At 69.2% G+C, this 12,789-nt stretch carries 9 protein-coding genes; all 9 read right to left on the bottom strand.

Annotated features, from left to right (window positions below; translation table 11 throughout):
* Positions 1-3 precede the first annotated feature (3 nt).
* Positions 4-1,653, bottom strand: a complete 1,650-nt coding sequence (locus tag DMX12_RS24215) for a class I adenylate-forming enzyme family protein (protein WP_009681730.1) — start codon at positions 1,651-1,653, stop codon at positions 4-6.
* On the bottom strand, positions 1,650-3,452 hold the full coding sequence (locus tag DMX12_RS24220) for a CoA transferase (RefSeq protein ID WP_110679656.1): 1,803 nt from the start codon (positions 3,450-3,452) through the stop codon (positions 1,650-1,652). The genes DMX12_RS24215 and DMX12_RS24220 overlap by 4 nt, the downstream gene beginning before the upstream one ends.
* A 70-nt stretch (positions 3,453-3,522) precedes the next feature.
* A complete protein-coding gene (locus DMX12_RS24225; RefSeq protein ID WP_009681732.1) occupies positions 3,523-3,795 on the bottom strand; it encodes a MoaD/ThiS family protein in 273 nt (90 codons plus the stop codon).
* Between the two features lie 46 nt (positions 3,796-3,841).
* Positions 3,842-4,252, bottom strand: coding sequence for a Mov34/MPN/PAD-1 family protein (locus DMX12_RS24230; RefSeq protein WP_110679657.1), 411 nt, complete (start codon positions 4,250-4,252; stop codon positions 3,842-3,844).
* A 10-nt stretch (positions 4,253-4,262) separates the two neighbouring features.
* The gene (gene moeB / locus DMX12_RS24235; protein WP_110679658.1) at positions 4,263-5,435 is read right to left on the bottom strand and encodes a molybdopterin-synthase adenylyltransferase MoeB; all 1,173 of its coding nucleotides are present in this window, start codon (positions 5,433-5,435) and stop codon (positions 4,263-4,265) included.
* A 170-nt stretch (positions 5,436-5,605) separates the two neighbouring features.
* Positions 5,606-8,125 (bottom strand): aminotransferase class III-fold pyridoxal phosphate-dependent enzyme, encoded by a 2,520-nt coding sequence (locus DMX12_RS30175; RefSeq protein ID WP_110679659.1) that lies wholly within the window; start codon positions 8,123-8,125, stop codon positions 5,606-5,608.
* Positions 8,125-10,494 (bottom strand): thiamine pyrophosphate-binding protein, encoded by a 2,370-nt coding sequence (locus tag DMX12_RS24245; RefSeq protein WP_110679660.1) that lies wholly within the window; start codon positions 10,492-10,494, stop codon positions 8,125-8,127. Before DMX12_RS24245 ends, DMX12_RS30175 begins: the two co-directional genes overlap by 1 nt.
* A complete protein-coding gene (locus DMX12_RS24250) occupies positions 10,491-11,771 on the bottom strand; it encodes an MFS transporter (protein WP_029886048.1) in 1,281 nt (426 codons plus the stop codon). Before DMX12_RS24250 ends, DMX12_RS24245 begins: the two co-directional genes overlap by 4 nt.
* 4 nt (positions 11,772-11,775) lie before the next feature.
* The coding region (locus DMX12_RS24255; RefSeq protein WP_110679663.1) for a class I SAM-dependent methyltransferase at positions 11,776-12,789 on the bottom strand (1,014 nt) is incomplete at its 5' end.

Consider the following 12,789-nt stretch of genomic DNA (forward strand, 5'->3'; position numbering starts at 1 on the left):
GGCTCAGCCCACCTGCCGCACGGGCTCGCCCAGCCCGGCTGCGTCGGCGGCCAAGGCACGCTTGTCGACCTTGCCGGCCGGTGTCAGTGGCAGGTGGCGATAAAAGCGCAGGTATTCCGGCAGCTTGTTCACTTCCAGCCCCTGTTCGCGCAGGAACCCGGTGATGTCCTGCAGGGCGAAGCGCGGGGCGCCGTCGCGCAGGGTCACGCACAGGCATACGCGCTGGCCCAGGTCCGGGTCGGGCACCGGCACGCAGGCCACGCTCACCACGTCCGGGTGGGCCATGGCCAGGCCTTCGATCTGCACCGGGCTGATGTTGGCGCCGCCGCGGATGATGATGTCCTTCTTGCGCCCGGCGAGCTTGAGGTAGCCGGCCGCGTCGATGAACCCCAGATCGCCGGTGCGCACCCAACCCTCGGCGTCGCGATAGCGCTCGTCCAGCTCAGGCGCATTGACGTACTGCATCGGGCTCAGCGGGCCGCGTGCCGTGATTTCACCCACGCTGCCTTGGGGCACTTCGCGGCCCAGGTCGTCGACGATACGTATCTCGCAGACCGCCGGGTTGGGCTTGCCCACGCTGCCCAGCACCGCTTCCAGCGGGTCGTCCAGGGTGTTGTGGCAGTTCACCCCGTCGGCCGAGCCATACAGGCTGATGAAACCGCAGCCGAACGCTTCGCTGCAGCGCAGCACGGTGGCCTGGTCGATCACCGAACCGCCGCAGATCAGCCCGCGCAGGCTGGAGGTGTCGATCTGCGCCAGGGCCGGGTCGGCGGCGATGCGTTGCAGCATGGTCGGCACGCCAAGGATGAAGGTTGGGCGCAGGCGCGCGATGGCCTTGATCGCCTCGCCCACCTCGAAGCGCGGCAGTACCACCAGCGAGCCGCCCAGCCAGCTGAGCACGCCGAAGGTGGCGGTAGAGCCGAACGAGGACCCCAGCGGGACCAGGTACAGGCCGCGGAATTCGGCGCCGTCGTCGCTGATGCGCTGCAGGAAGCGCCCCCGTCCACCGATCAGTGCGTTGTGCGAATACGCCACCAGCTTGGGCTCGGATTCGGTACCGGAAGACACCAGCAGGCGTACTGGCGAGTCCGGGCATACCCGCGGCAGGCTGGTGCTGTCGATCGGCGCATGCTCGAACAGGGCGTCGAGGGTCGACCAGCCTGCACGCGGTGCGCCGTCTACGATCAGCACGCGCAACGAGAGCAGGGTTGGGCGTAGCGACTCGATGACCTCGCACAGGTCGATGTCGGCATACGTGGCCGGTACGATGACCGCCCGGGCATCGCAGCGGCGCACCAGCGCCTGGATGTCGAGCTTGCCGCGCCCCGGCGGGAAGGGTGCGACGATGGCGCCCAGGGCCGCCACCGCCAGGTCGATGGCGCAGCAGCGCCAGCTGTTGCTCAGTTGGTAGGCCACCACGTCGCCGGCAACGATGCCCGACTGGCGCAGGCTGCCGGCCAGGCGCAGGGCTGCGCCCAGCAGTTCGGCATAGCTGACGTCGCCCTCGGGGGACAGCACCGCCGGTTTGGCCGGCGTTTCCCGGGCGCGTTCGCGGAACAGGTCGAACACGTCGCGATTAGGGTAGCTGCCGTCTTCGCGCCAGCGGCGACGGGCAGCCTGGGGTACCAGGTCGATGATGCCGGCAGTGTTCATGTGAAACTCCAGGGTGATTGAACGGATCGGTAGGCGCGCTGACCGAAGCAGTCGGCCAGGCGCGGGTCGTTGGCCAGGCACGCCAGGTCCTGATGCACCTGGCTGGCGGCAATGCCAGCCTGCTGGCAGCGCGTCTGCCAGTGCCGGGCGTCGGCGCTGGCCAGGCGCCGGGGCAGCTCTGCGGGGGTGCAGGTGCCGCCCAGCAGTTGCCCCAGCGCTTGCCACTGCTGGCGTGTCTGGCAGTCCAGTGCGAGCAGGCCGTCGCCGGTCTCGAACACCCCTTGCAGCAGGCTGGGCGGGGTGCTGTTGCAGGGGGTGGCCAGCAGCAGGTCGGCGGCGCCCAGCAGCGAGCTGTGTACCTGGTTGCCGCGCCCGTGCAGGCTGCGGTCGAGCAGCGCGGCGCAGATGCCTTGCGCGCTGATCACACCACCCAGAACATCGAGCGCGGTGAACAGCGTGCCGCCACGTGTGCCACTGGCGCGGGCGATGCGCTCGGCGACGCCGGACCACGCCTGCACGGTGAAGTCGGTGCCGGGCGCCGATACCGGGGCATCGCCCCAGCCCCCGGCGTAGGCATGCACCAGGCTCGGCTGGGCAAGCTGCAGGTCGGCGGCATCCAGACCCAGCTCGGCGGCCTTGCCGGGGGCCCAGTTGTGCAGGAACACGTCGGCGTCGGCGCACAGGGCGTGGATCTCGGCGCGACCTGCAGCGGACTTGATATCCACTTCGCGTACCGTCTTCAGGTGATTGAGCGCGTCGAAGCGCACCGAGCAGCCATCGGCGCAGGGCGGCATGTGCCGCAGGGGGTCGCCGCCTGGCGGCTCCAGGCGGATCACCTCGGCACCTAGCAGGGCCAGCAGGTGCCCGGCCAGCGGCCCCTGGATACGGCGGCATGACTCCAGCACGCGCAGGCCTTGCAGCGGTAGCGCGGCTGGGCGCGGGGCTGGTCGCAGCGGTGCCTGCGGGCCGGGTGTCAGCCGCCAGGGGGTGTGCAGGCTGGCCGGGTAGTCGGCATCGGCCTGGCGCTGCGCCGGGCTGCGCAGTATCACCAGCGCTACCCCGCTGGCCCGCGCCTGCTGCCGGATCTGCGCCAGCGGCAGGCGCGCCAGTGCGTCCAGGCATTCGGCCGGCATCGGCGCCACGGCCTTGGCATAGCGCAGCAGAAAGTGCTGCCAGGCTTTGCCGGCCAGGCTGTCGGGCAAGCCGAGGGCGTGCCAGAAGTGGCGCCAGGGCTGGCTGTCGAGGGTTTCCAGTTCGAAGGCCGTGCCTTCCAGGGAAACGAACGGCGGGCGGGCAAGGGCGTCGTCTTGCCCCGGCAGCAGCCGTTCGGCGTCTTCCGGTGCGGTTGCGCCAGCCAGGTACTGGCCGATACTCAGCAGGCCGCCGCGCAGCGGGTCCAGGCTTACCTGGGTGAACTGCCCGCCGCGCAGTTGGCCGACGGCAGCAGCCAGGCTGGCCTGCCAGGCGAGGGCGGCGTTGAGGGCGGCCAGGTAATCCACGCCCAGTGCTTGCGGGCGCCCGCTGGCACGGCCGTGCACCGACATCAGGCCGCAGGCCGCTTGCTGTATGAACTCGCTGGTGCTCTCCAGGGGCAGACCTGGCGGTGCAACGAACCGCATGTGAACGGGGTGCAGATCAGGGTGGGCCAACTGCAGCGCGGCCCCTTCGGCCAGGCCGTCGAGGGCACGCAGGCCAAGGCACTGGCCGTGGTGTTGCAGGGCGCGGCTCAGGCCCTGCCAGCCGGGCAGGGAGGGGCCGCTGCGCCAGCCGAGGCTGGCGTCATCTAGCATACGGGACATGGCGGATCTCGCGGACAGGTTACGGGCGAGCAGGCTTCGCGGGCGGGCCCGCGAAGCGGTGAGCGGTGGGTCAGCCGCCGGCCACGGCGGGCAGTACGGTCAGCTGGTCACCGGGGCGGATAGGCGTGGCCAGGCCGTCGGCGAAGCGGATGTCGTCGTCGTTGACGTAGATGTTGACGAAACGGTGCACCTGGTCGTCTTTCACCAAGCGGGCCTTGATGCCGGGGTAGCGGCTGTCCAGGTGCTCGATGATGTGGCGCACGGTATCGCCCTGGGCCTGGACCTGCTTCTGGCCGTCGGTGAGTGGGCGCAGCAGGGTGGGGACGATCACGGAAACCGACATGCTTTTCTCCTTGTGGTACACGTTGTGCCGGGGGTGCCGGCAAGGGTCAGGGCTGGACGCACAGGGGCTCTTCGAACACCCGTCCGTCGATGATGCGAAAGCTGCGCGCGGCGTGCCGCACCTCGCCCCAGGTCGAGACGATCAGGTAATGCACCTGGGGGTCGCTGGCCAGGGCGATATCCTCGCGGCTTGGCCAGGCTTCGCTGGCGGTGTGCGAGTGGTAGATCACCCGGCAGTCTTCGTCGCGCTGATCCAGCTCACGCCAGACCTGCAACTGCTCGCGCGGATCGAAGCTGAACCAGGTGGGGCTGGCGGCCTGGTTGCGCATCGGTACCACCCTGTGTGCAAGCGGCTCGCCGCTGGCGGCGGCAATCAGCCCACAGGCCTCGATGGGATGCGCGGCCTGGGCCAGGTGCCTTACCTGTTCCAGGGCCTGAGCGGTGATGCGCAGAACCATGCGGGCGCCCTCAATAGCTCGGCAGGGCCGGTTCCACTTCGCGCACCCACGCCAGCACGCCGCCTTGCAGGTCACGCACCCTGCCGTGGCCGAGCCGTTGCAGGTCGCCGGCCACGGCTCTGGAGCGCATGCCCGACTTGCAGGTGATCACCAGGTCGGTGTCGTGGCCGTAGCGCTCGACGATCTGCGTCGCCACCTGCGCAGACTTGGGCATGAGCACCGCGCCGTCGATGCGCACGATGTCCCATTCGGTCGGCTCGCGCACGTCGATGATCACCGGCGCGCGTCCGGCATCCTGCAGCGACTTGAGCTGCACCGCGCTGATCTGCGGCACGGGCGCTGCATCACTGGCAGCGGGGCGGTCCAGCCCGCACAACGCCTGGTAGTCGCCCAGGGCGGTGACCGGCTGGCGCTGCGGCAAACGGCGCAAGGGCAGCTCGCGGTAGCTCATCTGCAACGCGTCGTAGACCATCAGGCGGCCCAGCAGTGGCTCGCCGATGCCGGTCAGCAGCTTGATCGCTTCGGTAGCCATGATCGAGGCGATGACCGCGCACAGCACCCCCAGCACGCCACCTTCGGCGCAGGAGGGCGCCAGCTCCGGCGGCGGTGGCTCCGGGTAGAGGTCGCGGTAGTTCAGGCCGCGACCGCCCGGGGCATTCTCCCAGAACACCGACGCCTGGCCTTCGAAGCGGAAGATCGAGCCCCATACGTAGGGCTTGTCGGCCAGGATGCAGGCGTCGTTGACCAGGTAGCGGGTGGCGAAGTTGTCGGTGCCGTCGAGGATCAGGTCGTAGCCGCTGAACAGCTCCACGGCCATGTCCGCCTCCAGGCGTTCGGTATGGGTGTGCACCTTGACCAGGGGGTTGAGGCGGGCGATGGCCTGGCGAGCGCTCTCGGCCTTGAGCTCGCCGAGGGTGTCGACGCTGTGAATCACCTGGCGTTGCAGGTTGGACTCGTCGACCCGGTCGAAGTCGATCACGCCCAGGGTGCCGATGCCGGCTGCGGCGAGGTAGAGCAGGGTCGGCGAGCCCAGCCCGCCGGCGCCGATCACCAGCACCCTGGCGTTCTTCAGGCGGCGCTGGCCGAGTACGCCGATGTCGGGAATCAACAGGTGACGGCTGTAGCGGTTCACTTCTTCGCGGCTGAGCTCGGCTGCGGGCTCGACCAGAGGCGGTAAGGTCATATCGCTTTCTTCCATTCAGTAGATACGAACTGGAACCATTTTCAATTGTGTGGGCCGCCGGTTCAATCCGCCGAGCGGCCCGATTCGTATGGCAAAGCGCGGTAAAACTATGGGTTTTGTCGGCGGGGCGGTGGCAGGGCGCAAAGGGGCTGCGTGGCAGCCCCCGTGGCTCAGGACTGGAACGTGGCCAAGTCCTCGCAGACGCTGGCGAAGGCGCTCAGAAAGCGTTCGGCTTCCTCGCGCGTGAGCACCAGCGGCGGCTGGATACGCATCACCCGGTTGTTGTTGGCGGTAACGAAGGTGAGCACACCATGTTCCTCGGACAGCTTGGTCATGAAGCGCAGCACGAACATGTCTTCCAGGTTCTGCTCCAATGCCTGGGCGGCGGCCTCCAGGTGCGCGCGGGCAGCGCCCGACAGCATGCGGTAGGTGGCCATGGCCTGGCCCGGTATGCGCCCCGCCAGTTCCTTGACCAACGCCTGCACGCCGCCGCGCATGTCCTGGTGAAACTCGATCGCCAGCATCAGCCCGCGGCCGCGCACCGCCACCAGAAACGGGTAGCGGTCCACCAGGCGCTGCAAGCCGGCCTGCAGAAACGCCCCCACTTCGGCGGCATTGGCACACAGGCCGTCCTGCTCCAGCACATCCAGCGCCGCCAGGGCTGCGGCGGCAGCGAAGTTACCGCCACCGAAGGTCGAGGTGTGCAGGGCGAAGCTGTCGATATCGCCATAGGCACGTTCCCACACGGCGTCGCGGGACAACGTGGCACCGATTGGCACCAGGCCGCCGGACAGCGACTTGGAAAGCACCATGATGTCTGGCGCGGTATTGTCCCACTCACAGGCGAACAGCTTGCCCGTGCGGCCCAGGCCGGTCTGGATCTCGTCGAGTATCCACAGGCAGTCGAACTCATCGCACAGCGCACGAACCCCAGCCAGGTAGCCGGGCGGTGGCAGGATCACGCCGCCTTCGCCCTGGATCGGCTCGACGATGAAGGCAGCCACGTCGCCTTGCTCCAGGCGCCTGCGCAACGCGTGCAGGTCGCCGAAGGGCAGGCTGTCGCAGCGCGGCAGCAGGGGCTCGAAGGGGGTGCGGTGCTTGGCCCGGCCGGTCACCGACAGTGCGCCCAGGGTCTTGCCGTGGTAGCCGTTGTCGCAGTAGACCACGCTGCGCTTGTCGCTGGCGGCCAGGGCCAGTTTCAGTGCCGCCTCTACCGCCTCGGTTCCGGAGTTGCTGAAGAACACCCGGTTCAGCCCACCGGGCGCCAGTGCCGCCAGGCGCTGGGCCAGCAGGCTGGCGTGCAATGGCGCCGAGAGGTACTGGATGAAGGTGGGAAATTGCGCTTGCAGGTAGCCTTGCAAGGCCTGGCTGATGGCCGGGTGATTGTGGCCGGTGTTGAGGCAGCCGTAGCCGGCGACGAAGTCGAGAAAGCGCCGGCCGTCCAGGTCGGTGAGCCAGCAGCCCTGGCCCTGGCTGAACACCCGCTCGATGTGGTTGAACCGGTAGAACTCGCGCAGCACCGGGTTGATGTGCTCGGCAAAGCTGTTGAGCACTTCGCGGCGCAAGGCCAGGGGCTCGTCGGTCGCGTCGCTGGCGCGTAGCGCACGGCGCGGGTGGTGGTGGCGGTGCAGGCGGTCGAAGGCCTCGCTGGCGAGCACTTCGCCGTCATGGCTCATGGGCGAAGGGCTGAAGCCGTGACGCTCGGCGATGCGGCCGATCTCCAGCACCTTGTGCACCGGCAACTCACGGCCCAGGGAGAATGGCTCGGCGCGGCCCTCCAGCGCCAGGATCATGGTTTCGGCCAGGCAGCCATTGAGGCTGCGCTTGGGCTCCAGGCCCAGGCTGCGCAGCCCCAGGTGCACGGCGGGGCTGGCGGAGACCAGGCCGGCGTCCACCAGCAGGATGTCGCGGCGCTGGTGGGGCACGTCCATCACGTCCTTGGGCAAGGCGGCATCCAGCACCACCGAGCCTGGCAGCAGCCGGCGTGGGTCGATCAGGCCGCCGCTGGACGTCGCGGCTACATAGAAGCGCACCTGGGCGTAACAGTCTTCAAGGTTGTCATGCAGGGTGACCTGGGCGTGGTACTGGCTGGGCAGGTAGTCCAGGTGCGCCTGGGCCTGCTGGGCGTTGCCCCGGTGCACCAGGCGCAGCCGGCAGCCCTGTTCGGCCAGCAACCGCGCCACGGCCAGGGCGATCGACCCCGGGTAGCCGAGTACCGCCACCTCGGCGTCCGCTGCGGCGATGCCCAGCAGGCGCAGGCTGTCCATCAGGTTGGCGTAGGCGGCGAAGGCGGTCAGCGAGTTGCCGGTGGTAACGGCCACCTCGGCCTGCTGCATGGTCGCCACGCCGCGGTTGCCGACGATCGCGGTAAAGCCGCCCAGGCCCACCAGTTCGGCGCCTTCGGCCTTGAGCGCGGCCACGCCCTGCAGCACCCGTTCGGCAATCGCGCGCGGCTGGCGCAGCATCTGCTCGGCGGTCAGCGGCATGAACTGCAGCATTCCCGAGCACTCGGCGCCACAGGCGCTGACGATGCGCCCGAAATCGATGAACGGCACCAGGTTGCGCTGCTGCCAGCGCTCGGCCTGGTAACCCCAGGCCTGTTCTTCCAGGGTGCGGTCGAGCATGTCCACCAGCTTGACCTGATGCAGCAGGCCAGTGGAGGTGGGGTGGGCAATGAATCCGAATTTCATCAGCAGTTTTCCATGTTCAGGCGGCTCCAGGCGGTTTCCGAGACCAGGCTCAAGCCATCGCCCTCGGAGTTGTGGCCCAGCCATACGTCGAAGAAGTTCAGGCGCCCCGGCGCAGTCAGCGCCTGGCGCAGGGTGTCGGGGCAGAACTGCAGCAGCCGGGCGCGGCAGACACGCAGCGGGCCGAACGCGCGCTCTTCCCACAGCGGCCCCTCGGCCAGCGGCACGTTGACCTGGCTGGCGCCGTGGCAGGCATAGCGTTTGTCCAGGTAGGTCTGGATCATCGACAGCACGCCGTTGGCCAGGTACATCACCGTGACGTTGCGCTGGCCGGCATCGGCGCTGCTGGCCAGGCTCATCGCCAGGCGCTGCTCGATGTCCGGCACCAGGGCGCGGGCACCGTCGCCAATGAACGCCAGCACATGGCGCTCGTCGTTCAGGGCTATGTAGGGCAGCGACATCAGCGCATCGCCCATCAGCGCCCGGCCGTACCAACCGGAGAAGCCGGCGTCGGTACGGGGCAGGTTACGCAGGGCCGACAGGCTGCAACGGCCCACGTCGTAGACACCGGTGTAGCGGTAGCCATCGCGCTCGATCAGCTCGCCAAGCAACTGGCCGAGGCGATGAAAGAAGTAGTTCGGCGTCATCGGCAGGGTTTCGATCTGGTCGCTGGGCAGCACTTCGCGGGTGCGCTGCAACCTTTGCAGCCGCTCTCGGCGGGTGCGCAGCAGCGCGGCCGGTACGGCCAGGCGCGGCTCCAGGTAGTCGAGCACCCTGTTCAGGGCCAGCGGCACTGGCAGCTCGCAAAACGGCGCGATATGGCCGGGCTGGTGGTTGACCTGGGCAATGTGGAACAGCCTGGGCAGGCGACCTTCCGAGTAGGGCGTGGCGGACTGGTCGATCTTGCTTTTGACGAACATCAGCCAGGGTTTGCCCGGCTCGTTGTCGGTGCCTTCGAGAAACGCGTGCACGCGGCGGCTGAATCCGTACATCGACAGCGGCCCGAGGTAATTGGGCACCGGCTCCTGGTCCTGATAGGCGCATACGCTACCGGGTGCGACAATGCTGTCGGCCAGCGCGATGCCAGCGCGGCGCGCCAGTTCGACCACCCGCTGGCGCTCGTCGGCAGCCAGCCGCCCGCATTGCCAGAGCAGGCGTGACGGCGTGTGGTTGATCACCTCCAGCAACTGCTCCAGCGCCGCCAATTCCGGTGCCGTAAGCGCCTGCTGCGTGGCTGTGGCGGGCATGGGCGGGGGCGGGCCTTCCAGCTGCGCGCGGGATTCGAGCACCGCCTGGGTGGCGAACAGGAAAGTCGGCGCCGGGCGTTGGTCAAGGGCAGCGAAGGCCTGTTCGACACAGGCCGCGGCTTCATCCGGGCGGCGCACGAAGCGCTGCCACAGGCCGCGGGCGGCGATGACCTGATGGCCATCGTTGTCGGCGTCCAGGGTGCCCTGGAAGGCGAACCAGACCGACTCCGGCGAGTCGGCGCAGACCACCAGGCCCGGCGCACCGGCGCGCTTGAGGTTGGCCAGGGTGCCGCGCATCTCGTCAAGCATGCCCGAGGTCATCACGATCACGTAGGCCCGTTGGTACAGCTGCCAGCCGGCCAGGGCGCTGACGGCCAGGGCGTGCTCGTTGCAGGCGCTGTGGAAACCGCAGGCGGTTGGCCGCAGCAGCTCGCCCAGCGAGTCGAGCAGGCCGGCGACCATGGAGCCGGTGAAGAAATGGCAATCCCAGGCCTGGCCCCAGCGTTGGGTCATGCGCTGCTGGATGTCGCGGGCCAGGCTCACCGGCTCAGCCGATTGCAGGGTGGTGCGTGCCAGCAAGCGGTTGCAGTAGGCGTGCTCGAGGTGGTCGACGAACAGGCGCAGCAGGTCGGCGCGGCGCAGCGCGCGGTCTTCGTGGGGCACGCGCAGCAGGCGGTTGCCGCCCAGGCGGGTCAGCCAGTGCTGCAGGTGCTGCGCATGGCACAGCAGCACGGCGCTGCTGGGCGAGCGGCGGGCTTCGGGCTGGGTGTCGAGCAGGGCGCCCAAGGGGTCGTGCTCGGGTTGCGCTTGCAGGTCACGGGTATCCAGCAGCACGTGGTCGCAGGGGCAGGCGGTGGCCAGCGCCGCCTGGGCCTGGGCAAGGTCGTCGAAGGCCAGCAGTTCCAGGGCCAGCGCACCTGGCTTGGCCTGTTGGCGCAGGTAGGCTTCGGCCTGGCCGGCGACCTGGCGGTACAGGCTCTGCAACTGGGCGTCGGGCCAATGCTGGCTGGCGTGCGGGGTCTCATGCCCCAGCCAGTGGTTGAGCCGGTCGAGCACGGCGCTGACGTCGGCCCGTAGCGCCGGATCGCGGCTGATCAGGCAGATGCCGTAGCGGTGTGGCTTCATGGTTTGCCCTCAAGGGTGATGGAAGCGGTGCCTGGGGCGGCGTCGCCGGGGGTGCGCAACAGGGCGTCGGTGCTGCGGGCGATGCTGTGGCGCACCCGCCACGCCAGTACCAGCGCCAGCGCCAGGCCAGCGCCCAGGCTGGCCAACAGGCCGCCATAGCCCAGGCGGTCGAGCAGCAGGCCGGCGAGCACCGGTGCAGCCAGACGGGTGACCACGAACAGGCTCGACTGCAGGCCATAGTCGCTGGCGCTGCGTTGCTGGCGGCTGAAGAACAGGGTCAGGCCGAACATCAGCGCCGACACCGCCCCCATGGCCAAGGCCAGCAGTAATGCACCGGCGATCAGCCAGGGCTGGCCCAGCCGCAGCCACACCGCCAGGCCCAGCACCCCCAAGGCCAGCAGCGCCGCCAGCAGGTACAGGACAATCGCCCGTGCTGTGCCCAGCAGCGGAATCAGGCGCCCGCCCACCAGGCTGGCAAATGCGCCCAGCGTGCCCCCGGCAATGCCCACCAGCCAGGCCACCTGCTCCAGGGCCATGCCCTGGTCGAGCAGCAGGGGTTTAAGGTACAGCCAGGCCGCCCCGATGAACGGGAAGGCGCTGAGCAGCAACCAAGTCCACTGGCGTGCCGCCGGCTGGCCGAAAAAGCCGGCCCAATCGGCCACCAGGCCCGGTGCCATGGCTGCCGGTGTGGGCACGCTCGGCAGGCGCCTGGCTACGAGCAGCAGCGCCAGCACCCCCAGTGCCAATGCCGCGCCCATGATCACGAACGGCGCCTGCCAGCCCAGGCGCGACTGCACCAGCAACATCGCGCCGCCGCCCACGATCGCACCCACGAACAAGGCCGCGGCGCGGATGCTGCCGGCACGCACCTGTTCGTGGCGCGGCAGCCATTGCACCGCCAGGGCATTGAGTGGGATGTCCATCCAGGTGGCGACGATGCTGATGGCGAAGGTCATGGCGAACAGCGCCAGGCGCTGTTCGATGAGGTTGTCGCGGGCGATCAGCGCGTACAGCACGATCAGCACGCCACCGAGCAACGCCAGCCAGCGCGGCAACGGCGAGCGCCCCAGGCGCACCCGTTGCACCGGCACGGCCATGAGGAACTTGAACACCGCCGGCAGCCCGGCCAGCTGGAACAGACCGATCTCGGTCCCGCTCCAGCCGTATTGGCGCATGACCAGCGGCAGGCCGAACATCAGGTAGATGCTCGGCACGGCCAAGGCCAGGTTGAGCCAGCCGAACAGCAGTTGCAGGGCGATGACAGGGGGGCGGGTCATGGTGTCACTCCTTGGCCTTGCGGGCGATGACTGCCGTTACCGGCGTTAGTGGGTAGCGCACGCCATCGACCTGCTCTACACCACGCCAGCCGCTGTCGCGCAGCAGCTGCGCCAGCTCGCCCTCGGCCAGTACGTGGCGGCCTTGCAGGCGCATGTGCAGGTAGTAGGGCAGCACCTGGGCCGCGACCTGACGGGCCTGGGGCACTTCAGCCTGGCAGCACACCAGCAGGCCACCGGGCGCGAGCGCCGCGTGCAGGCGCTGCAAGGTGGCCGGCAGGTCGTCGACGAAGTGCAGCACCGACGAGCACCAGATCAGGTCGTAGCCGCTGCCGATGTCGTCGCTGTTCAGGTCTGCGCCGCGCGCGCTCAGCCGGGCGCCCAGGCCGGCGGCGGCGATATTGTCGGCGGCCACCTGTGCCGTCTCGGGGTATTCGAGGACCACGCCGCTGAGCGCCGGCAGTTGCCGGGCCAGGGCGATGGCCACCAGGCCCGGCCCGCCGCCGAGGTCGAGCAGGCGTTGCAGGCGTGGGTACTCCGGCAGGCTGGCCAGCAAGGCACAGGCGCTGTCGCAGGTGACCGCTCGTTGTTCCTGGGCGATCTGCAAGCGCGCGGCATTGGCCCACCCCCGGTCGAGCTGGGCGGTACTCGGCACCTGGCGCGGCATGCCCGTGCGCAGGTAGCCGTCCAGTTGTGCGCCGGTTTCCCGCAGCACGCGGTGGCGGAACATCAAGGCATCGCCGCAGTACTGGGCCGCGCCGCTGCGCAGGTGGCGGTCGGCCAGCGGGCTATTGCGGTAGCGCGCCGGGCGCTGAGCATGGCGTTCGAGCAGGTCCAGGCTCCACAGCAGTTCCAGGAAGTAGTCGGCGCTCTCGGCTTGCCAGTCCAGGGCCTGCGCCACCTGGGCGGGGGCGAGGTATTGCTGCAGGTGATCGAACAGGCCGTGTGCCAGCGCCAGTTGCAAGGCGTCGGCCGCCAGCCCTCCCAGTTGCAGGTCCCAACAGGCTTGCAAGGGGTGGGT

It is taken from the genome of Pseudomonas sp. MB-090624 (genome assembly GCF_003205245.1).
Taxonomy (GTDB): domain Bacteria; phylum Pseudomonadota; class Gammaproteobacteria; order Pseudomonadales; family Pseudomonadaceae; genus Aquipseudomonas; species Aquipseudomonas juntendi.

What these genes read in the sequence shown, in the direction of transcription:
- moeB (WP_110679658.1), bottom strand. Translation starts at nt 5,435, where the DNA reads ATGACCTTACCGCCTCTGGTCGAGCCCGCAGCCGAGCTCAGCCGCGAA.
- DMX12_RS24230 (WP_110679657.1), bottom strand. Translation starts at nt 4,252, where the DNA reads ATGGTTCTGCGCATCACCGCTCAGGCCCTGGAACAGGTAAGGCACCTG.
- DMX12_RS24250 (WP_029886048.1), bottom strand. Translation starts at nt 11,771, where the DNA reads ATGACCCGCCCCCCTGTCATCGCCCTGCAACTGCTGTTCGGCTGGCTC.
- DMX12_RS24215 (WP_009681730.1), bottom strand. Translation starts at nt 1,653, where the DNA reads ATGAACACTGCCGGCATCATCGACCTGGTACCCCAGGCTGCCCGTCGC.
- DMX12_RS24245 (WP_110679660.1), bottom strand. Translation starts at nt 10,494, where the DNA reads ATGAAGCCACACCGCTACGGCATCTGCCTGATCAGCCGCGATCCGGCG.
- DMX12_RS30175 (WP_110679659.1), bottom strand. Translation starts at nt 8,125, where the DNA reads ATGAAATTCGGATTCATTGCCCACCCCACCTCCACTGGCCTGCTGCAT.
- DMX12_RS24220 (WP_110679656.1), bottom strand. Translation starts at nt 3,452, where the DNA reads ATGTCCCGTATGCTAGATGACGCCAGCCTCGGCTGGCGCAGCGGCCCC.
- DMX12_RS24225 (WP_009681732.1), bottom strand. Translation starts at nt 3,795, where the DNA reads ATGTCGGTTTCCGTGATCGTCCCCACCCTGCTGCGCCCACTCACCGAC.